Origin of the sequence: Proteiniclasticum ruminis, assembly GCF_900115135.1 — a bacterium.
GTDB lineage: Bacteria > Bacillota > Clostridia > Clostridiales > Clostridiaceae > Proteiniclasticum > Proteiniclasticum ruminis_A.
Window position 1 is genome coordinate 187,128 of sequence record NZ_FOVK01000003.1, and the last position, 19,895, is coordinate 207,022.

At 45.4% G+C, this 19,895-nt stretch carries 19 protein-coding genes and 1 riboswitch; of the genes, 18 read left to right on the top strand and 1 reads right to left on the bottom strand.

All coding sequences use genetic code 11. The features are described from left to right. The first annotated feature begins 8 nt into the window (after positions 1-8). The 9 genes from BM243_RS07315 to BM243_RS07355 all read left to right on the top strand — a co-directional run bounded on the left by BM243_RS07315 (position 9) and on the right by BM243_RS07355 (position 9,167). On the top strand, positions 9-386 hold the full coding sequence (locus BM243_RS07315; protein ID WP_431602441.1) for an ArsR/SmtB family transcription factor: 378 nt from the start codon (positions 9-11) through the stop codon (positions 384-386). A gap of 1 nt (position 387) precedes the next feature. Then, entirely contained in the window at positions 388-744 is a 357-nt protein-coding gene (gene arsD / locus BM243_RS07320) for an arsenite efflux transporter metallochaperone ArsD (RefSeq protein ID WP_074911726.1), read from the top strand. A gap of 9 nt (positions 745-753) precedes the next feature. After that, on the top strand, positions 754-2,496 hold the full coding sequence (gene arsA, locus BM243_RS07325; RefSeq protein ID WP_074911727.1) for an arsenical pump-driving ATPase: 1,743 nt from the start codon (positions 754-756) through the stop codon (positions 2,494-2,496). A gap of 139 nt (positions 2,497-2,635) precedes the next feature. Next, positions 2,636-2,827 carry a hypothetical protein gene (locus BM243_RS07330; RefSeq protein ID WP_074911728.1) on the top strand — a complete coding sequence of 64 codons (192 nt, stop codon included), beginning with the start codon at positions 2,636-2,638 and terminating at the stop codon, positions 2,825-2,827. 108 nt (positions 2,828-2,935) lie between these two features. Next, positions 2,936-4,315 (top strand): tRNA lysidine(34) synthetase TilS, encoded by a 1,380-nt coding sequence (gene tilS, locus BM243_RS07335; protein ID WP_074911729.1) that lies wholly within the window; start codon positions 2,936-2,938, stop codon positions 4,313-4,315. Beyond that, positions 4,312-4,854, top strand: coding sequence for a hypoxanthine phosphoribosyltransferase (hpt, locus tag BM243_RS07340; RefSeq protein WP_074911730.1), 543 nt, complete (start codon positions 4,312-4,314; stop codon positions 4,852-4,854). The genes tilS and hpt overlap by 4 nt, the downstream gene beginning before the upstream one ends. A 130-nt stretch (positions 4,855-4,984) precedes the next feature. Continuing rightward, positions 4,985-6,925 carry an ATP-dependent zinc metalloprotease FtsH gene (ftsH, locus tag BM243_RS07345; RefSeq protein WP_074911731.1) on the top strand — a complete coding sequence of 647 codons (1,941 nt, stop codon included), beginning with the start codon at positions 4,985-4,987 and terminating at the stop codon, positions 6,923-6,925. Positions 6,926-7,117: 192 nt separating this feature from the next. Beyond that, a complete protein-coding gene (locus BM243_RS07350; RefSeq protein WP_431602442.1) occupies positions 7,118-7,468 on the top strand; it encodes a thioesterase family protein in 351 nt (116 codons plus the stop codon). Positions 7,469-7,499: 31 nt separating this feature from the next. Then, on the top strand, positions 7,500-9,167 hold the full coding sequence (locus tag BM243_RS07355) for a formate--tetrahydrofolate ligase (protein ID WP_074911764.1): 1,668 nt from the start codon (positions 7,500-7,502) through the stop codon (positions 9,165-9,167). A gap of 34 nt (positions 9,168-9,201) precedes the next feature. Here the strand turns inward: BM243_RS07355 and BM243_RS07360 are convergent, their stop codons facing one another. Beyond that, positions 9,202-10,068 (bottom strand): AraC family transcriptional regulator, encoded by an 867-nt coding sequence (locus BM243_RS07360; RefSeq protein WP_074911733.1) that lies wholly within the window; start codon positions 10,066-10,068, stop codon positions 9,202-9,204. 173 nt (positions 10,069-10,241) lie between these two features. Here BM243_RS07360 and BM243_RS07365 point away from each other — a divergent pair, with 173 nt between their 5' ends. The 9 genes from BM243_RS07365 to BM243_RS07400 all read left to right on the top strand — a co-directional run bounded on the left by BM243_RS07365 (position 10,242) and on the right by BM243_RS07400 (position 19,714). Continuing rightward, positions 10,242-11,627 (top strand): carbohydrate ABC transporter substrate-binding protein, encoded by a 1,386-nt coding sequence (locus tag BM243_RS07365; protein ID WP_074911734.1) that lies wholly within the window; start codon positions 10,242-10,244, stop codon positions 11,625-11,627. Between the two features lie 72 nt (positions 11,628-11,699). Then, entirely contained in the window at positions 11,700-12,590 is an 891-nt protein-coding gene (locus BM243_RS07370) for a carbohydrate ABC transporter permease (RefSeq protein WP_074911735.1), read from the top strand. 13 nt (positions 12,591-12,603) lie between these two features. After that, positions 12,604-13,473 (top strand): carbohydrate ABC transporter permease, encoded by an 870-nt coding sequence (locus tag BM243_RS07375; RefSeq protein WP_074911736.1) that lies wholly within the window; start codon positions 12,604-12,606, stop codon positions 13,471-13,473. Position 13,474: 1 nt separating this feature from the next. Further along, on the top strand, positions 13,475-15,652 hold the full coding sequence (gnpA, locus tag BM243_RS07380) for a 1,3-beta-galactosyl-N-acetylhexosamine phosphorylase (protein WP_074911737.1): 2,178 nt from the start codon (positions 13,475-13,477) through the stop codon (positions 15,650-15,652). Continuing rightward, entirely contained in the window at positions 15,642-15,803 is a 162-nt protein-coding gene (locus BM243_RS15245) for a DUF6903 family protein (protein WP_177213480.1), read from the top strand. Before gnpA ends, BM243_RS15245 begins: the two co-directional genes overlap by 11 nt. Before the next feature lie 11 nt (positions 15,804-15,814). Beyond that, complete coding sequence (locus BM243_RS07385) at positions 15,815-16,738, top strand: nucleotidyltransferase family protein (RefSeq protein WP_074911738.1); 924 nt, start codon at positions 15,815-15,817, stop codon at positions 16,736-16,738. Continuing rightward, positions 16,735-17,832, top strand: a complete 1,098-nt coding sequence (locus tag BM243_RS07390) for a phosphotransferase enzyme family protein (protein WP_074911739.1) — start codon at positions 16,735-16,737, stop codon at positions 17,830-17,832. Before BM243_RS07385 ends, BM243_RS07390 begins: the two co-directional genes overlap by 4 nt. A 31-nt stretch (positions 17,833-17,863) precedes the next feature. Further along, positions 17,864-17,939: riboswitch (Fluoride riboswitch) on the top strand. Positions 17,940-17,994: 55 nt separating this feature from the next. Then, the gene (locus tag BM243_RS07395; RefSeq protein ID WP_074911740.1) at positions 17,995-19,176 is read left to right on the top strand and encodes a cation:proton antiporter; all 1,182 of its coding nucleotides are present in this window, start codon (positions 17,995-17,997) and stop codon (positions 19,174-19,176) included. A gap of 52 nt (positions 19,177-19,228) precedes the next feature. Continuing rightward, entirely contained in the window at positions 19,229-19,714 is a 486-nt protein-coding gene (locus tag BM243_RS07400) for a YbjQ family protein (RefSeq protein ID WP_177213481.1), read from the top strand. Positions 19,715-19,895: the final 181 nt, after the last annotated feature.

Here is a 19,895-nt window from a genome sequence, read left to right on the forward strand (position 1 = left end):
ATCTGGATGTGTTAAAGATCACTAAAGCTTTGGGAGACCAAAACCGGTTGAGAATATTACATCTCTTGTCAGACGGAGAACTGTGTGCCTGCGAACTGGAAGGGATCCTTTCCATGAGCCAGTCCAATGTTTCGAGGCACTTGGCTAAGCTGAATGAAGCTCTGGTGACAGATTACAGGAAGGACGCCAAGTACAGTTACTACAGGTTGAAGAAGGAGACTTTGAAATCCTACCCGTTTATTTCCTCTATGATTGAATCTCTGAAAGGGGAGAAGATATATGAGGAGGATCGGAAGAGGCTTCAAGAATATAGAGTGAAAAACTATAATTGCGAGTCTCTGAAAGACAATGTGCTGCTGTTTATGAATGAAGAAAGGATTGTTTAATATGAGTGAAAACTGCGAAATCAAAATCTATGAAAAAGCATTGTGCTGTGAATCTGGCGTCTGTGGTCCCTCCGTGGATCCGGAGCTTCTAAGAATCACCACCGTGATCCGGGGCCTGAATAAAAAAGGATTTGGAGCAAGACGTTACAATCTCTCTATGCATCCCATGGAGTTTGCGAAGAATCCAGGTTTGACGGAGCTCATGAAGGAAAAAGGAATGAGCGTGCTTCCCGTTACACTCATGAATGGAAAGATTGTGAAGACAGGAGAGTATCCAAGCACAGAGGAGCTTTCCACATGGACCGGACTTCAAACAGAAGAACTTGAAGGCAGCAATGACAAGCTGCTGACCCTGTAGGGTGACGTTATGAGCATATACAATCCGAAAGATCTGCAGTCTTATCAGTATGTTTTTTTCACGGGTAAGGGGGGAGTGGGAAAAACTTCGGCTGCTTCAGCTTCAGCGGTGGCTTTGGCAGAGATGGGAAAGAAGGTTCTTCTGGTAAGTACGGATCCCGCTTCAAATCTTCAGGACCTTTTTGAGCTGAAAGCTTCCAATGAGAAGACAGAAGTTGAGAGTGTGAAAAATCTGTACCTGATGAATCTCGATCCGATTGTTTCTGCGGAAAAGTACAAGGAATCTGTAGTGGCTCCATACCGGGGCATCTTACCGGAGGTAGCCATACAGAATATGGAGGAGCAGCTTTCAGGATCCTGCACCGTGGAAGTGGCAGCTTTTAATGAGTTCACTACACTACTAGCAGATAAAATGATTCAGGAGGAGTTTGATCATATTTTATTTGATACAGCACCCACGGGTCATACACTCAGAATGCTGGAACTGCCCTCTGCCTGGACCAGTTTTCTGGATCAGAATACCTCAGGAGCCTCCTGCCTGGGGCAGCTGTCAGGGCTCACAGAAAGCAGAGAGGTCTATAAAGAAGCAGTAGAAGTATTAAAGGACAAGAAAAAGACGAGGATGGTGCTGGTGACAAGGCCAGACAGATCTCCTCTTCAAGAAGCTTCCCGAGCATCGAAAGAGCTGAAGGAGCTTGGTGTTAGAAATCAGCTTCTTCTCGTCAATGGCATCATCACAGAAGAAAATCCTCAAGGAGTCCTGGAAATGATGAAGATCAAGCAGGAGAAAGCTTTGAATGAGAGACCAGAAGAACTTGAGAGTATTGAGACGTTCTATATTCCCCTAAGGTCGTATGCCATGGATTCTGTAGAAAACATCAGAAGAATGCTTACAAGCACTTCAGGAAGATATGTGAACGAAGAATATGAAGCTCATTCTTCTATGGATTTCCAGCAGTTGCTGGAAGAAATCCAGAAAGACGGTACTAGAGTTCTCTTTACCATGGGGAAAGGAGGCGTTGGAAAAACCACCATCGCCTCGGCCATGGCGATGTTCTTTGCGGAAAAGGGAGTGAAGGTGCATCTGACAACAACAGATCCAGCAAACCATCTGACGGAAACGGTTCATGAATCGGAAAATCTGAAAGTATCCTTTATTGATGAGGAACAGGAACTTAGACACTATAAAGAAGAGGTCCTGAAAAAAGCGGAAGGTGCTTCTGAAGAAGATCTTGCATATATAGAAGAAGACCTTCGAAGTCCCTGTACGCAAGAGATTGCCATTTTCAGGAAGTTTGCAGAGATCGTTCATGGAAGCGGCGAAGAGCTTCTGATTATTGATACTGCACCAACGGGGCATACTTTGCTCCTTTTGGACAGCACAGAAAGTTACCATAAAGAAGTGGAAAGAAGCCAAGGGGATATTCCGGAAGCGGTGAGAACACTTCTGCCAAGACTCAGGAATAAGGAAGAGACCAAAGTGTTCATTGTATCACTTCCTGAACCCACTCCTTTCTATGAAGCGAAGAGGCTGAAAGAAGACCTCAGTAGAGCAGGAATCCATGTGGACAGCTGGATTCTCAATCAGACGCTGCAGCAGCTTTCCGATCCTTCCCTTTTTGTCAGAGAAAAACAGAAAGAGGAACGAAAATGGGCGAACTTGGTTTATGAGGAAATGAAAGGACGTTTTGTCATGATACCCTGGAGTAAAGAGGAGCTAAAAGGTGAATCGCTCTTAAGTCTGATTTCTTAGCAGCTCCAGCAAACGGTATGTAGGATAGGGTGTGCCCGGAATTCATAATGTTCACAGTTTTTTTCTAAAGTCTTCATGTGAGTCACAGATGATGTTTGTATAATAGAGGTACAAATAGACTGGAAAGGGGATGGTGATCATGTTGGAAGCAAAAGATGCATATTGCGTGAACTGTGAAAAAATCACTTATTTCATTCCTGTAGAGGGAGGCTATGAATGTCAGAGCTGTAAATCTCTGAACACCATGCGGGGCATGAAAGACATCCACGAGGATCCGTCCCAGAAAGCGGACACAGTGGTGGATCTCAATCTGCCGGAAGATATTTTTTGATGAACTGAGAAAGAGAGGCAGGGAGAAATCCTTGCCTTTTCAATTGATATGAAAGAAAAAAGAAGGTAAACTAGTAAGAGTAGCAAAATAAGTCCTTGGGAGTATGAAATGCTGTTAAATAAATTTCGGGATACACTCATGAAAGAAGAAATCATTGGACAAGGAGACAGGATACTTGTTGCCTTTTCGGGTGGGATAGATTCTGTCGCACTTTTAAGCCTTCTTCTGGAACTGAGAGAGTCTTTTAGATTAAGCCTAGGAGCTGTACATCTCAATCATGGATTTAGAGAGAATGCGGATACCGATGAGGCTTTCTGCAGAAGTTTTTGCGAAGAAAAAAAAGTTCCATTTTACTCCAGAAAAGTAGATGTGGGCGCCTATGCGAAAGCGGAGAAAATTTCCTTTGAAATGGCCGGAAGAACACTCCGGTATGCCTTCTTTGAGGAAGTTATGAAGGAAGAGGGATTTTCAAAATGTGCCACGGCCCATCATCTGGATGATCAGGTGGAGACGGTTCTTCTGAATCTTATGAGAGGCACGGGATTAAAAGGCCTTACGGGGATATCTTCCCTTCGTGGCCGTTATGTGAGACCACTGCTTTCCTATAAGAAGAGCGAACTTTTGGCGTATCTTGAAAAGAATCAGATTTCATACCGTCATGACCATACCAATGATGAAGTGGAGTATCAGAGAAACCGGATGAGAAATGAAGTGCTGCCTTATCTTGAAAAGCACTTCAATGCAGACGTTTCAGAAAGCATCTCCAGGATGACAGGGCTTCTTGTGGAAGATCTGAAGTTCATCGAAGGGGAAGTGGAGAAGGCAAAAGAGCTTTTCTTCCATGGAGCTGGTGAGAAGGTTCGGCTTTCTAAAGAGGTGAAGGATCTTCCTTATGCTATTTCCTCCAGGCTTCTTATGGACGCAGTCCAAAAGGTCAAAGGAAATCTCAGGGATATTGAAGAGGTTCATATCAGAGATCTTCTTCAGCTGTTTATGAAGGAGACGGGAAAGAAACTGGATATCAAAGAAGGAGTACAGGGAAGAAATGACTATGGAGACCTTCTGATTGAAATAAAAAAAGAACAGACAGAAAGGGAAAATACTATGCTGCACGAAGTGCTGAGTATACCAGGAACCTATCATGTGAAAGGCCAAAAAATCACACTCCGTTATATTGAACGGGAAGAAATGAAAAAAGACAAACAGCTCCGGTTCTTCAATGGAGATCTCATCCGTGGAGAAATCCTTGTGAGACACAGAGATGAAGGGGACCGGATGAGGCCTTTCGGCATGAATGGATACCGGAAGCTGAAGAACATTCTCATTGACAGAAAGGTCAGTAGGGAGGACCGGGAAGAGCTTCTGGTGTTCCAGTATGATAAAGACATCATCTACATCGGTCACATGATGATCAGCGAAGATTATAAAGTACGAGAGAAAACAGAGAGAATCCTGGAAATCGGGATATTTGAGGAGGAAATGAAATGATTGCAAATGATGTGAAGGATATTCTGATCAGCCGGGAAGAACTGGCAGAAAAATGTAAAGAACTGGGGGCGAAAATCAGTAAAGACTATGAAGGCAAGGAACTTGTTCTTGTGGGGATTCTCAAGGGCTCTGTGGTGTTTATGACAGACCTTATGAAAGAAATCACCATACCCTGCAATATTGAGTTCATGGAAGTATCCAGCTATGGCTCTGGTGCGGAAAGCTCAGGTGTCGTGAAGATCATCAAGGATCTGGATGAAGATGTCACCGGAAAACACATCCTCATCGTAGAAGATATCATAGATACGGGGCTCACCCTTAGCTACCTTGTAGAATATCTGAAAGCAAGAAAAGCAGCAGGAACGGACATCGTGTGTCTGCTCAATAAAAAGGAAAGAAGAGTAAGAGATATCCCTGTGACCTATGTAGGATTTGAAGTGCCCGATGAGTTTATCATCGGCTACGGCATCGACTATGCGGAAAAGTACAGAAATCTTCCATATGTAGCTTCTCTCAAGGATGAAGTTTACAAAAAATAGGTAAAAAAATAATGTTAAGTTTAAGGTTTATGGAGTATAATAAGTAGCATACAATTTAATTGAGGCTTCTGCTTCATAATACTAAGTAACAGAGGAAAGGAGCGGGTAATTCAGTTTACCTGATAATACGATGAATACGACTAAAAGAGGACCAAATCTTTTCAGCTTCATCGCTGTGATCATGCTGCTTGTCATTGCTATGATCTATTTCAGCGATTTGGATGCGCAAAAAAATTCCATATCATTCAATGAGTTCACCACGGCTTATTCTGAAAATAAGGTAAAAGAGATCAATGTCGCTTCTGATGGAATGACCATCCGTGGCGTAATGACCGATGACACCATTTTCACAACAGTAGCCGCACCAGAGAGACTGGCTCAGTTTTTAAATGAGAACAATAACGAGGCCGTTGTGGAACGGTACGCCCCAAGATCTGATTTCTCCATCTGGACGGTGATTACACCGCTGCTTCTATTGGGTGGTGTGGTGTTCTTCATCTTCTTTATGAACAAGCAGAACCAGAATATGGGCTCCAGCAACCGGAATGCCATGAATTTTGGCAAGAGCAGAGCTAAAATGGCAAACCCCGACAATAAAACCGTCACATTTAAAGATGTGGCTGGTGCAGAAGAAGAAAAATATGAGCTTCAGGAAGTGGTGGAGTTTTTAAGAAACCCTAAGAAGTATCTTGAAGTTGGCGCTAGAATTCCTAAAGGCATCCTTTTGGTAGGACCTCCTGGAACCGGTAAAACCCTTCTTGCAAAGGCAGCAGCCGGAGAAGCTGGGGTACCGTTCTTCAGTATTTCAGGTTCAGACTTTGTTGAAATGTTTGTGGGTGTCGGTGCTTCCCGAGTGCGTGACATGTTTGAACAGGCTAAGAAAAATGCACCTTGTATCATCTTCATCGATGAAATTGATGCTGTGGGCAGAAAAAGAGGCGCAGGTCTTGGCGGAGGTCATGATGAAAGAGAACAGACGCTGAACCAGCTTCTGGTAGAGATGGATGGCTTTGGTATCAATGAAGGCATCATCATGGTGGCAGCCACCAACAGACCGGACATTCTTGACAATGCCCTCCTTAGACCAGGCCGTTTTGACAGACAGATTGCGGTTGGGTATCCCGATGCCAAGGGCAGAGAAGAGATCCTCAAGGTTCATGTACGCAAGAAGCCTCTTGGAGAAGATGTGAACCTGGAAGTTCTGGCGAAAATGACCAGCGGATTTACAGGGGCGGATCTAGAGAATCTAACCAATGAAGCGGCACTTCTTGCTGTGCGTGCCAATAAAAAGTTCATCACCATGCGTGAACTGGATGAAGCCATCACCAGGGTCATCGCTGGAACAGAAAAGAAATCCAGAGTGGTTTCAGACCACGAAAGAAGACTCACTGCGTATCATGAGGCAGGACATGCCATCATTGGCAGAGTGCTTCCCAATATGGATCCAGTGCATCAGATCAGCATCATTCCAAGAGGGATGGCAGGCGGATACACCATGCATATGCCGACGGAAGACCGTTCTTATATGAGTAAATCCAGAATGCTGGACAGCATGGTTGCGCTTTTGGGTGGACGTGTGGCGGAGTCCCTGGTTCTGAAGGATATTTCCACAGGAGCCAAAAATGACATCGACCGCGTTTCCAGAATCGCAAGAGCCATGGTCACTGAATATGGTATGAGTGAAAAGGTGGGCACCATTTCTTTTGGAGAGGATCAGGAAGTGTTCCTTGGACGTGATTTCTCCAAGTCCAAGAACTTCTCTGAGAAGATGGGAGAGCTCATTGACGACGAAGTGAAAGAGCTGGTGGATACAGCTTATAAGAGAGCAGAAGAGATTCTGAAGGAGAACATCGACAAGCTCCATCTGCTTGCTGAAAAACTTCTGGAATTTGAGAAGATTGAAGCAGAAGAATTTGAAGAACTCTTCACCACAGGGAACATCACCAAACGCACCCATGCGGAGCTGCCTTTGGAGAAGAAGGATGACTCTGTAAAAAAAGTTGAGAAAGAGACCTCTAAAGAAGATGCCAAAGAAGATGACTTTTCTGGCAATCCTCTGACAGAGGCTTAGAAACAGGTGTAGTTCAAACTGAAACAGAACAGTTAGAAAAGGCAGTGAAGCTGCCTTTTCTTTTGGGAAGAGATGTAAATGATTACAGAAACTTCACCTTTCCATGTTTCGGGAATGGAGAAGGGATGCTATAATTAAATAGATTGGAGGGGAATTGTCATCGAAAAACTCATTGGACTGGAAAAGGAATTCATACGATCAGTAGAAGAAAAAGACACCGCTGAGGTGTTAGGATCCGGAGATCTGCCTGTATACGGCACACCTGGACTCATTGCTTTCATGGAGTATGGGGCGAAGGAATCCCTCATTCCATATCTATCTTCGGAAGAGACAACGGTGGGCATTTCCATGGAAATGAAACACTTGAGAGCAAGCCTTGTTGGTGCAGAAGTGCTGCTGAAGGTAAAGATCACGGAGGTTTCAGGGAAGAAAGTGAAGTTTCATCTCCTGGCTTTTGAAAAGGAACATCTTCTGGGAGAAGCGCATCATGAGAGAGTTCTTGTGAACCGGCAGAAGTTCATGGATAAATTGCATAACTCTTAAATTAATATATAGAACTGGGAGGTACATATTGTTGAAAACCGATATTCAAATCGCTCAAGAATCCACCATGCTCCACATCAGAGATGTGGCAGGGAAGATAGGTCTTTCTGAGGATGACCTGGACTTTTATGGCAAGTATAAAGCCAAGATTTCTCTTGAGGTGTTAAAGAGAAACAAGGACAAGGAAGATGCCAAGCTGATTCTTGTCACAGCCATCAATCCAACTCCGGCAGGGGAAGGAAAATCTACCGTGACCGTAGGACTTGGCCAGGCGCTGAACAGAATCGGCAAGAAGACAGTCATTGCGCTGCGTGAGCCATCTTTAGGTCCTGTTTTTGGCGTAAAGGGTGGAGCAGCAGGTGGCGGATACAGCCAGGTTGTTCCGATGGAAGACATCAATCTTCATTTCACAGGAGACATGCACGCCATTACGACAACGAACAACCTCTTGGCAGCAGCCATCGACAACCATATTCATCAGGGAAATGCGCTGAATCTGGATATCCGAAGAATTCTCTTCAAGAGAGTCATGGATATGAATGACAGATCCTTAAGACAGGTGAATGTAGGACTTGGCGGAAAGCCAAACGGATTCCCAAGAGAAGACGGATTTATGATCACCGTTGCTTCTGAAGTCATGGCCATTCTATGTCTTGCCACTTCTTTGGAAGACCTGAAAGAAAGAATGGGCGAGATCATGATCGGATACAATCTGCAGGGAGAACCTGTATTTGCCAAAGACCTGAAGGTTCAGGGAGCCATGGCGCTTCTCATGAAAGATGCCATCATGCCAAACCTTGTTCAGACACTTGAGAACACACCGGCCATCATCCATGGCGGACCTTTTGCAAACATTGCTCATGGCTGCAACAGCATCTTAGCTACCCAGACGGCATTGAAGCTTGGGGACTATGTGGTAACAGAAGCTGGATTTGGGGCGGACCTTGGTGCAGAGAAGTTCCTGGACATCAAGTGCAGATTTGGCGGACTGAACCCAAGTGCTGTGGTCATTGTAGCCACGGTAAGAGCCCTGAAACATCATGGAGGTGTTCTGAAAGCAGATCTTTCCACACCAAATGTGGATGCGCTGAAAAAGGGTATTGTGAACCTGGAGAAGCAGATCGAGAACATCAGAAAGTTCAATCTGGAGCCTGTGGTTGCCATCAACCGCTTCATGTCCGATTCCGTAGAGGAGCTGCAGTTCATTGAAGAGTTCCTCAACAACATCCACGTGAATGTGGCTCTTACAGAAGTGTGGGAAAAGGGTGGAGAAGGCGGAGAAGCTCTTGCGCATAAAGTTGTGGAAGTTGCTGAGAAATCCGGAACCTATAAACCACTGTATGATGTGGACAAATCCATCAAAGAAAAAATAGAGACCATCGTCAAGGAGATTTATGGTGGAAGCTCTGTGGCGTACAGCGCACAGGCTGAGAAAACCATTAAAGAGATTGAAGCCATGGGACTCCATAAGAAGCCCATCTGCATGGCCAAGACCCAGTACTCTTTGTCCGATAATCCGAAGCTTCTGGGTGCACCAAAGAACTTCGAAGTGAAGGTGAATGAAGTGAAGCTCAGTAATGGTGCGGGCTTTATCGTATGCCTCACCGGAGACATCATGACCATGCCGGGCCTGCCAAAGGTACCTGCGGCAAATCTCATGGACATTGATGAAGAAGGAAATATTGTAGGTCTGTTCTAAGCGGCAAGACAGTAAGAGCGGTGATTTTTAGGAATCACCGCTCTTTTGAATGGAAGGAAGATTTTCGCTCTCTTTTTCTGTATTCAGCCGGAGTGCACCCCATCTTCTTCCGGAAGGTTTGAGTGAAATAGGACTGGGAATTGAAACCTACAATGTTTGAAATCTGGGAAACCGTATGATGGGTGGTTTCCAGGAGATGTTTGGATTCCTCAATTCTTTTATCTATGAGATAATGGATGGGTGTGGTATCGAAATGTTTTTTGAACACATGGACCAGATAATACTTGTCCAGATAGGTTTCATTGGCTAAGGTATCCAGGGTGATGGGCTCTGAATAGTGGATATCAATGTAGTTTTTGATATAGGTGCATTCCTTGGTGGTATTCTTTTGAGGAGCCAGCCTCAAGGCGGATTTGGTTCTTCGGACCAGATTGAGGAGCAGGATATTCAGGTAGTTCTGACAGATGACTTCATAAGCGTCTTCCTTCTTTTCCACTTCACTGATGAGGGATTGAAATACAGTGAGGATTTCTTCCCGGTGTTTTCGGTAATTGTGGAAACTGTAGAAGCTGTCTTCCTGTGGACGCCCCGTTTCGTAAAGAGACAAGGAAAGTCCGTCTATGCCCAGCACGATATATTCCAGAGGGTTTGCATCCTTGGAAGACTCCGTATGGACCACATTGGCATTGACAATGACCAGGTCATCCTCCACCACGTGGAAGGTTTTGTCTTCAATGAGAAAGTTCCCGGATCCCTTCACCACATAAAAGAGCTCTGTGAAAGGATGGCTGTGCATGGTGGAATGCCAGTCTTTCTCATAACGGGCCTTTGAGACATAGATGAGGCTGGCGGAAATCCGTTCATTGTTGTGGTTGATGATTTTATAGACGATATTGGACAAGATGAGCGCTCCTTTCCACTTAGAATGTAATCCTTTTACCTCATTATAAACAAATTTTCTGATATAGCAATATAATGACAATTCATCACAAGATAATGATACTAAAAACGTTTACCGAAATTTATACTAAAGATAACAAGTTGCGTAGAGCAATGATTAACTAGGAGGGTCCCATGAAGAAAATTTTAGCACTTCTTATGTCCATTACCCTGGTCGTTGGCCTTTCAGCCTGCGGTCAGAAAGCTGAAGATGATCCTGTCACTCCAGGAGGTCCAGAAACACCAGCAGAAACTCCTGAGGAAACAGAAGAAAGAACCCTGAAAATTGCGGGTCTTGACGGAGGATACGGAAAAGAGCATTGGATGGCCGTTGCAGAGAAGTTTGAAGAAAACAATCCAGGTGTTACCGTAGAACTGACACTGGAGAAGAACATCGAAGATGTTCTGAGACCTCAGATCCAGGCCATGAATGTGCCAGACCTTATGTATATCTCCGTAGGCCGTGAAGGCATGATGACAGAAACCCTCATCAAAGAGAATGCTGTCATGGATATCACAGATGTGCTCTCCATGAAGGTTCCTGGAGAAGAGGTTACCGTTTCTGAAAAAATCATCCCAGGCTTTACCGATACTTTAATCACCAATCCTTATGGGGATGGAAAGACTTATCTGGCACCGCTTTTCTATGGACCAACAGGACTGTTCTATAACAGCGGCCTGGTGGGCGAAGGAAAGACCTATGACCTTCCAGAAACCTTTGAAGAGCTTTTTGCGCTGAATGAGACTGCAAAAGCCAATGGTAGCTCCCTGTTCACCTATCCTACCACAGGATACTTTGATGCCTTCTTCTATGCACTGGTCAATGAGGTAGGTGGTGCTGACTTCTTCAACAAGGCTATGACCTTTGATGTGGAGACCTGGAACAGCGATACCATGAAAGAAGTGTTCGCCATCGTTGGTGAACTTGTTTCCTACAATCATCCTGACACAGTGGCTCAGGCAAACAATGAAGGATTTACCAAGAACCAGCAGCTGATTCTTGACAACAAAGCTCTGTTTATTCCAAACGGTACCTGGCTGCCTGGAGAAATGGAAAAAGCACCAAGAGCAGAAGGCTTCGAGTGGGGATTCACCGCACTGCCAGCAGTGGAAAAGGGCGGAGACCGTTACTCCTATACATTCTTTGAACAGATGTACATTCCTGAAGGAGCCAAGGAAGCAGATCTTGCCAAAGAGTTCATTGCTTATATGTACTCAGATGAAGCAGCAAAGATCATCTATGAGAAGTCCGGTGCAGTTATGCCTGTGACGACAGCTTCTTCCTTTATGACGGATGAAGATCCAAACAAGCTTTACTATTCTGTATATGACGATGGAGCAAAGGCAGCCATGGGCGGGTTCCAGTCTGCACCAGCAGTGGAAGGTGTAGATCTTGTAAGCAGCACCGGAATTCTCTTTGGCACCATCAATTCTGTAGCCACAGGAGACAAGACAGTGGATACATGGCATCAGGAAGTTGTGGATGCAGTGACCAAAATCAGTGCTGCAATGAACAACTAATGAGTTGATTTTACGGATGATTACGGTGGAAGAAAACTCTTCCACCGTTCATTTTTGAAAGGAGTGATATGAATGAAAGACAGAGCAAAGAAAAGATTCATCGCTGCCTGCATTGCGCCGGCCTTGATTCTTGTTCTTGTATTTATGGCGTATCCTACGCTGAATGTCTTCATCATGTCTTTATACAAATGGGGAGGTCTCTCGAGAAACAAGACCTTCGTAGGACTGAATAATTTTCTTCTTCTCACAAAAGACACCAATTTTATACGGTCACTGCAGAACACCCTGATGATCATTGTCCTTGTCACTATGGTGACGCTTTCTGTAGCCATGATCTTCGCCTCTATTCTTGTGCGCGAAAAGATTAAAGGGCAGAACTTCTTCAGAATCGTGTTCTATATACCGAATATCCTGTCCGTGGTGGTGATTTCCTCCATCTTCTCAGCCATCTATGACCCCAGTATGGGTCTTCTCAATGGTCTTTTAAGAAGCATTCAGGGAGAGGGATTTCAGAACATCCAGTGGCTGGGCAATCAGAAAATTGTGCTCTATGCCATCATTGTGGCCATGATCTGGCAGGCAGTGGGCTATTACATGGTCATGTACATGGCCAGTATGAGCAGCATCCCGGTCCATCTTTACGAAGCAGCGGATATTGAAGGTGCTGGAAAAGTGAAGCAGTTTTTCAGTATCACTTTGCCCCTTGTGTGGGATACGGTAAGGACAACCCTGACTTTTTATGTCATCAGCTCCATCAATCTGAGTTTTCTCTTTGTGAAGGTGATGACTTCCGGAGGACCTGATGGTGCTTCCAATGTAATTTTAAATTATATGTACAACCAGGCGTATACCAATTCCAGTTACGGATATGGTATGTCCATTGGTGTGGTGATCTTCCTCTTTTCGTTCCTCTTGTCACTGCTGGTGAACAAGCTGACGAAACGGGAACAGTACCAGTATTAAATAGGAGGATCGGATGAAAAAGAACAAAATCAATCTGTATAAGCTCTTCATCTATAGTGCGCTGATTGCTCTTGCTGTCAGCATCATCGTTCCGGTTCTCTGGGTTTTTATGGCTTCCGTCAAGGACAATCAGGAGTTTTACGGAAATCCCTGGAGCTTGCCCAAGGCCATCCGCTGGGAGAACTTTAAAGAAGCAGTGGAGATTGCCAATATGGGAGAGTACTTCACAAACTCCATTGTGGTGACGGCACTGGCCATCGGAATTCTTCTTCTGGTCTCTATTCCCTGTGCCTATGCTCTCGCAAGATTTGAATTTAAAGGACGTAAAATTCTTTCGGGTATTTTCCAGGCTGGAATTTTCGTCAACGTGAACTACATCGTCGTACCGATTTTTCTGATGCTCCTCGACTGGGACATCGCGCTTCGGGGACGCTTTGACAGAGGATTCTTTTTGGACAACAGGTTTGTGCTGGCCCTTGTGTATGCGGCCACAGCCATCCCTTTTACCGTATATCTTCTGTCCAATTATTTCAGAACCATTCCCAAAGAGTTTGAAGAAGCGGCCAGTGTGGATGGAGCCAGCCATTTCAAAACTATGGTTTCCATTATGATTCCCATGGCGAAACCCAGCATCATCACAGTGATTCTCTTCAACTTCCTGGCATTCTGGAATGAATACATCATCGCCCTGACGCTGATGCCCAGCAGCACCAAAACGCTGCCGGTGGGGCTCATCAATCTGATGCAGTCTCAAAGAGGCGCGGCTAACTATGGTCCAATGTATGCCGGTCTTGTGCTGGTGATGCTGCCGACCTTGATTCTCTATGTGCTTGTACAAAAGAAACTAACTGAAGGAATGACTGTTGGAGGAGTGAAAGGATAATATGAGTAAAACTAAAGGTCGCGTGACCTTGCCAAGTGAAACGGGGTTTTTAGAAGAAACCAAGGAAATGATGGAGCGCTGGGGCGCAGATGCCATCAGAGACAGTGACGGCACAAAGCTATCGGAAGACCTGAAAAGCCTGGATGCCAAAATCTATACCACTTATTTTGTCAGCAGAGGACATAATGATTTTTCAAGAAACCATATGGAGGAGACCCAGTCTCTTTATCTTATGAGCCGCCATACTTTAGCGGTGGACACCACTCTCCGCATTTCTTTTATGGACGGATATTTCCGCCAGCAGGTGATGCCGGATTACGATCATGACCCAAAGATCTACTGGGAGGTCATGGACCGGACACTGGGCACCGTGGTGCCTGTGGAGAACTGGGAGGTATGGACTGAAAGTGATGAAGTGGTGTTAAAAGACATCGCACCTTACCATGAGTACACCGTGTCTTTCCTGGTGAAAGCCATCTGGGATCCCACCCAGATGTACAACCATATCACCAACAACTGGGGAGACAAAGAGCATGATATTCCCTTTGATGTGAGAAAGAAGCACTCCAATGAATATATCCATAGCTATATGAGCCAGTGGATGAAAGAGAATCCAAGGACAGACGTTGTAAGATTCACCACCTTCTTCTATCATTTCACTTTGGTGTTCAATGATCTTGGAAAAGAGAAGTTTGTGGACTGGTTTGGATACAGCGCCAGCGTTTCTGTAGATGCTTTAGAAGCCTTTGCCAAGGAAAAAGGCTACAGACTGCGCCCAGAGCATATTGTGGACAAGGGATACTATAATACAGCTTTCCGTGTGCCCACAAAGGAGTATCTGGATTTCATTGACTTCCAGAGCGCTTATGTGGCGAAGCAGGCGAAAAAACTGGTGGATGAGGTGCACAGGCACGGAAAAGAAGCCATGATGTTCCTGGGAGACAACTGGATCGGCACAGAGCCCTACGGCAAGTACTTCCCGGAAATTGGCTTGGATGCTGTGGTCGGTTCCGTAGGTGGAGGCGCAACCCTTCGGATGATTTCAGAAATTCCCGGGGTAAAGTATACGGAGGGCAGATTCCTTCCTTACTTCTTCCCGGATACGTTCAGAGAAGGCAATGACCCTACCATCGAGGCGAAAGAAAACTGGAGAATGGCCAGACGTGCCATCATGAGAAAGCCTGTGGACCGGATCGGATACGGCGGATACCTTTCTCTTGCCTATCAGTTCCCGAGCTTTGTGGATTATATCGAAAAGGTCACAGATGAATTCAGAGAAATCTACGACAACATTAAAGGAAAAAAACCATACACAGGCCTCAAAGTAGCGGTGCTTAATTCCTGGGGTACCCTCAGGTCCTGGCAGACCCATATGGTAGCCCATGCACTGTGGTACAAGCAGATCTATTCCTACTTGGGTATTTTGGAAGCCTTAAGTGGAGACAGCGTGGAAGTATCCTTCCTGTCTTTCGAAGATGTGAAAACCAATGGCGTGCCACAGGATGTGGATGTGCTTCTCAATGCAGGGGATGCAGGGACTGCATTTTCTGGTGGAGAGGAGTGGCTCGATGAGAAGCTTGTCACCACCATCAGAAGATGGGTCTACGAAGGCGGTGGATTCATCGGGGTGGGAGAACCTTCTGCGGTGCATCATGGCGGCCGATACTTCCAGCTGGCAGACATTCTTGGCGTGGACAAAGAGCTGGGCTTCAGTCTCAGCACAGACAAATACTTCCACACAGCCAAGGAGAAGCATTTCATCACAGAGGGGATAGAATCCCCACTGGACTTTGGTGAAGGCATGAAAAATATTTATGCTTTAGGCAAAGACACCGAGATTCTCAGCTACCATGACGGTCAGGTGGAGCTTTCCGCCCATGACTTCGGGAAAGGAAGAGGCATCTATATTGCAGGACTTCCCTTCAATTTTGAGAATGCAAGGCTCCTTCACAGGTGCATGTATTATGCGGCCCATAAGGAAGAAGAGCTCCATAAGCTTTTTGCCGAGAATATTTATGTGGAAGTGCATGGATATCCGGAGATTGGAAGATATGCTCTGGTGAACAACACAGATTCAGAGCAAAAAACTGCAGTCTATGATGAAAAGGGCAGAAAGACCATGACGGTTTTAGCGCCTCAGGAAATCAGATGGATGGAGATGGAGAAAAATGAAGAGTAAGACGATTCTTATGACAGGAGTTTTCCTGGCAGGACTGGTACTCCTCTTTGCAGGTCATAGAACACAAGGGCCGGGAGGTCTGGGGATCATGATCCTCGGCCTTGGCCTTCTTCTTGGCGATCTTTATCTTTATAACGCGGCACAACGCTAAGGAGGAGAAGGATGAACAGACAAAAGAGAGAAAAAACGCTGCTGGTTATGGCTGCGGGCATGGGCTCAAGGTTTGGCGGCCTGAAGCAGCTGACTCCTGTAGGTCCGTCCGGAGAGTGCATTCTGGAGTACTCCATGTTTGATGCGTTCAGACATGGATTCACAAAAGTTGTGCTGATGATCCGCAAGGAGAATCAGCATCTCTTTGAAGAAGCTTTTGCGGACAAAATGAAACCTTATGGGAAGATTGCCTATGCCTATCAGGAGAAAGAAGATGTGCCTGAGGGGACCGATGGGGCTGTTCTGTCTTCAGAACGAAAAAAACCTTGGGGAACAGGACAGGCGGTATATGCGGCACGCCACGAAATCAGCGGCCCCTTTATGGTCATCAATGCGGATGATTTTTACGGAGAAGAAACCTTCGAGAAGATGTCCAGGATTCTGGATACCCTGAATGAGAAGCAAGGGGCGCTGGTTGCTTATGAGCTGGAGAAAACCATGAGCAGGTTCGGCAGTGTATCCCGGGGACTGGTTACTGCCAAAGAAGACGGCATGCTTCTTCATGTGCGGGAGATCAAGGATCTTTCCTATGAAGGAGAAGAAATCTGTTCCCAGGAATGGGCGGATCTGAAAGTGCTTCCCAGCCAGCCGGTTTCCATGAATGTATGGGGATTTCATCCGACCATTTTCAGCCAGCTGGAGAAAGAGTTCGCAGCGTTTCTGAAAACCTCAGGACAAGAACTGAAAAAAGAGTTTCTTCTTCCGGAAGCCATACAGGCCCTGGTGAATGGGAAAGAGCTGGAGGTTCTTGTGAGAGAAAGCAAGGAGACCTGGCTGGGGATGACCTACTCTGAAGACAAACAATATGTAGCAGAAGGACTTCTTGAGAAAGTCCAAAAGGGGCAGTATCCCCGAAATTTGTGGGAGGAAGTATGAGAGAGGAACTAAAGAAGATTTTTCTTCCATTTTCGGAGGGAGGAGAAATCAAAGAAATCATCCGATACGGAAAAGGGCACATCAATGATACCTATCGCGTCAGTGTTCATATGGATAAAGACCAGGAAAAACGCTATATTCTCCAGAGGATCAACCGCTCCATATTCAAGGATCCTGTGGCGCTCATGGACAATATTGTAAAAGTCACAGAGTATCTGAAAGAATGTGTGGAAAAAGCCGGTGGAGATGTGGATAAAGAAGTGCTCCAAGTGGTCCATACAAAAGAAGGAGCTCACCATGTATTTTATGAAGGAGAGTTCTACAGATGTTATCGCTTCATTGAAGGAGCGAGGTCCTACGAAATTGTGGGGGGGCCAGAGGATTTCTATAAATCCGGTCAGGCCCTAGGAAAGTTTCAGAAGCTTCTTGGGGAGTTTGATGGACAGACACTCCATGAGACCATCAAAGATTTTCACAACACAGAAAAGCGATTTTTGGACTTCCAGCATACCGTGCTGGAGAATCCGGTAAACCGCGCAGTAGAGTGTGCGGAGGAGATTGAGTTTTTTCTGGAGAGAGAGAAGGACACGAAGATCATCAACGGACTTCTTCGGGAAGGAAGACTTCCGGTGCGTGTGACCCATAATGACACGAAATACAACAATGTCATGATTGATGATGAGACCAGAGAAGCAGTGTGCCTTGTGGACCTTGATACCGTGATGCCAGGGGTGTCTCTTTATGATTTTGGAGATGCCATCCGGTCTGGAGCCACCACAGCCTTGGAGGATGAGATAGATCTCAGCAAGGTGCATTTTGACCTGTCGCTTTTTGAAGCCTATGTACGTGGCTACTTCAGCCAGGGAGAGTTTCTGACGGACCTTGAGATTGAATATCTGCCTTTTGCAGCGAAAATCATGACCTATGAATGTGGCATGAGATTTCTGAAGGATTATCTGGAGGGAGACATCTACTATAAGATCTCCTATCCGGAGCATAATCTTCACAGAGCCCGAAATCAGATGAAGCTTGTTTCTGATATGGAGCGGGAGTATCAGCAGATGATTGAAATAATAAGGAAATACAGAAAATAGCCTTGACTCTATGGAATGAAGTGTACTAAGATAGACTTCTGGAAATGAAGTGCTTCCATGGCAAAAACTGCCAAAACCGCAAGTATGCTGATGACTTCTACGACGAAAATCGTAGGGGCATTGGCTTTTTTTATGCCCTTACTTAAGAATGGAGAGTGTATTATGTTATTTTCTTTGGCGCTGATCTTTCTTCTGGGGATGTTTCTTGGTAATGTTTTTGAGAAGCTTGGTCTTCCGAAGCTCCTTGGCATGTTGCTGACAGGGGTGCTTCTTGGACCGTATATGCTGAATTACATTGATGGGAGCATCCTTGGAATTTCTTCTGAACTGAGAAAGATCGCACTCATCATCATACTCACTAGGGCAGGACTCAACTTGGATCTTAAGGATCTGAGAAAGGTGGGAAGACCCGCAATGCTTCTCTGCTTTGTCCCTGCAGTATTTGAAATCTTAGGCGTGACGCTTCTGGCACCGAAGTTTTTGGGGCTGGGTATCCTGGATGCGCTGATCCTAGGCACGGTGGTGGCTGCGGTATCTCCGGCGGTGATTGTGCCAAGGATGCTGAAGCTGATGGAGAACGGATACGGAAGAGATCAGAAGATCCCTCAGATGATCATGGCGGGGGCCTCTGTGGATGATGTCTTTGTCATTGTTCTTTTCACCGCTTTCACTGGATTTGCCCTCACGGGAGAAATGCATCTAGGTGAGTTTCTCAGTATTCCGGTGGCGATTGTTTTAGGTGTCGTTACGGGAGGTTTCGTGGGACTGTTTCTTTCATGGGTATTTACGCGGTTCCATATAAGAGATACCGGTAAGGTTCTGGTGATCCTTTCTATGGCCTTTCTTCTGGTCTCTTTGGAAGAGATGCTCCAGGGAATCGTTGGATTCTCGGGACTTTTAGCTGTCATGGCCATGGGGATCTTGCTTCAGGAAAAGAAGTATGAGGTGGCAAAGAGGCTTTCAGGGAAGTTTTCCAAGCTTTGGGTAGCAGCGGAGCTTCTGCTCTTTGTCCTTGTGGGCGCCTCTGTCAACTTGAGCCTTGTGCTCACTGCAGGTCTGCCAGCGGTCCTTCTGGTCCTTCTGGCGCTTCTTTTTAGAATTCTAGGGGTATTCCTCAGTCTTCTGAAAACACCGCTCACAAGGAAGGAAAGGGCCTTCTCGGCCATGGCGTATCTTCCCAAGGCTACAGTTCAAGCAGCCATTGGAGGGCTGCCTCTTGCCATGGGGCTCCCATCGGGTGAAATCATCCTGACGGTGGCTGTGGTCTCCATTGTGCTCACAGCACCTTTAGGAGCGATTCTTGTGGATCGGAGCTATAAAAGGCTCTTAGTAAGATCTAAGTGAAAATATGATACTATAGTACATAATAGTAATAAACGCATTGGAGATGAATAGTTTGAGTATTATATGTAGTTCTTGCAAAAAAGAAATCAGTGATCTGACAGATGATTATAGGATTATATTAAATAAGGAGTACTGTAGCCACTGTGCGACAGAAATCATCATGGAGAAAGCTGAACAAGTTATTCTCACAACAACAAATCATATTGACGGCTTTTTAGTGGAAGAGTATGTCGATATTGTTACATCTGAAGTAGTCTTGGGAACGGGTTTTTTCTCAGAGTTCAGTGGCGATTTTGCTGACTTTTTTGGATTGAGGTCAACTGGATTCGAAAGAAAGCTTCAGGATGCCAAAAAAGCTGCATTTATGCAGCTGAAAGCGCAAGCGGTGATTCGTGGAGGCAATGCAGTAATTGGAGTAGATTTTGACTACACAGAGTTTTCGGGAAACAGAGTTGGTGTAATCGCCAATGGAACGATTGTGCATCTAGTTCCTGCAACAGAAGAGTATGTATCAAAACATAGTAAAAGAATCTTGTGATTTGCTGTGATTCAACCTCTGAAAAATAGAGCTTTGCGTAGGAGTGTCTCCTTGTGAATCAAGAGAAAAGATGCAAATGAGCTTGACAAAAAGGCGTTTTTTACTATAATTATAGTGTTAAAAATATTATTGCCATAAACAAGTTTGGGAAAAGCAGCTTTTCAGCTGCTTTTAAAATTAC

Bases quoted from the DNA above. Each gene is read 5' to 3' on its own strand.
- gnpA (WP_074911737.1), top strand. From the start codon at position 13,475: ATGAGTAAAACTAAAGGTCGCGTGACCTTGCCAAGTGAAACGGGGTTT.
- arsD (WP_074911726.1), top strand. From the start codon at position 388: ATGAGTGAAAACTGCGAAATCAAAATCTATGAAAAAGCATTGTGCTGT.
- BM243_RS07390 (WP_074911739.1), top strand. From the start codon at position 16,735: ATGAGAGAGGAACTAAAGAAGATTTTTCTTCCATTTTCGGAGGGAGGA.
- BM243_RS07365 (WP_074911734.1), top strand. From the start codon at position 10,242: ATGAAGAAAATTTTAGCACTTCTTATGTCCATTACCCTGGTCGTTGGC.
- ftsH (WP_074911731.1), top strand. From the start codon at position 4,985: ATGAATACGACTAAAAGAGGACCAAATCTTTTCAGCTTCATCGCTGTG.
- arsA (WP_074911727.1), top strand. From the start codon at position 754: ATGAGCATATACAATCCGAAAGATCTGCAGTCTTATCAGTATGTTTTT.
- BM243_RS15245 (WP_177213480.1), top strand. From the start codon at position 15,642: ATGAAGAGTAAGACGATTCTTATGACAGGAGTTTTCCTGGCAGGACTG.
- BM243_RS07375 (WP_074911736.1), top strand. From the start codon at position 12,604: ATGAAAAAGAACAAAATCAATCTGTATAAGCTCTTCATCTATAGTGCG.
- BM243_RS07370 (WP_074911735.1), top strand. From the start codon at position 11,700: ATGAAAGACAGAGCAAAGAAAAGATTCATCGCTGCCTGCATTGCGCCG.
- tilS (WP_074911729.1), top strand. From the start codon at position 2,936: ATGCTGTTAAATAAATTTCGGGATACACTCATGAAAGAAGAAATCATT.
- BM243_RS07330 (WP_074911728.1), top strand. From the start codon at position 2,636: ATGTTGGAAGCAAAAGATGCATATTGCGTGAACTGTGAAAAAATCACT.
- BM243_RS07395 (WP_074911740.1), top strand. From the start codon at position 17,995: ATGTTATTTTCTTTGGCGCTGATCTTTCTTCTGGGGATGTTTCTTGGT.
- BM243_RS07385 (WP_074911738.1), top strand. From the start codon at position 15,815: ATGAACAGACAAAAGAGAGAAAAAACGCTGCTGGTTATGGCTGCGGGC.
- hpt (WP_074911730.1), top strand. From the start codon at position 4,312: ATGATTGCAAATGATGTGAAGGATATTCTGATCAGCCGGGAAGAACTG.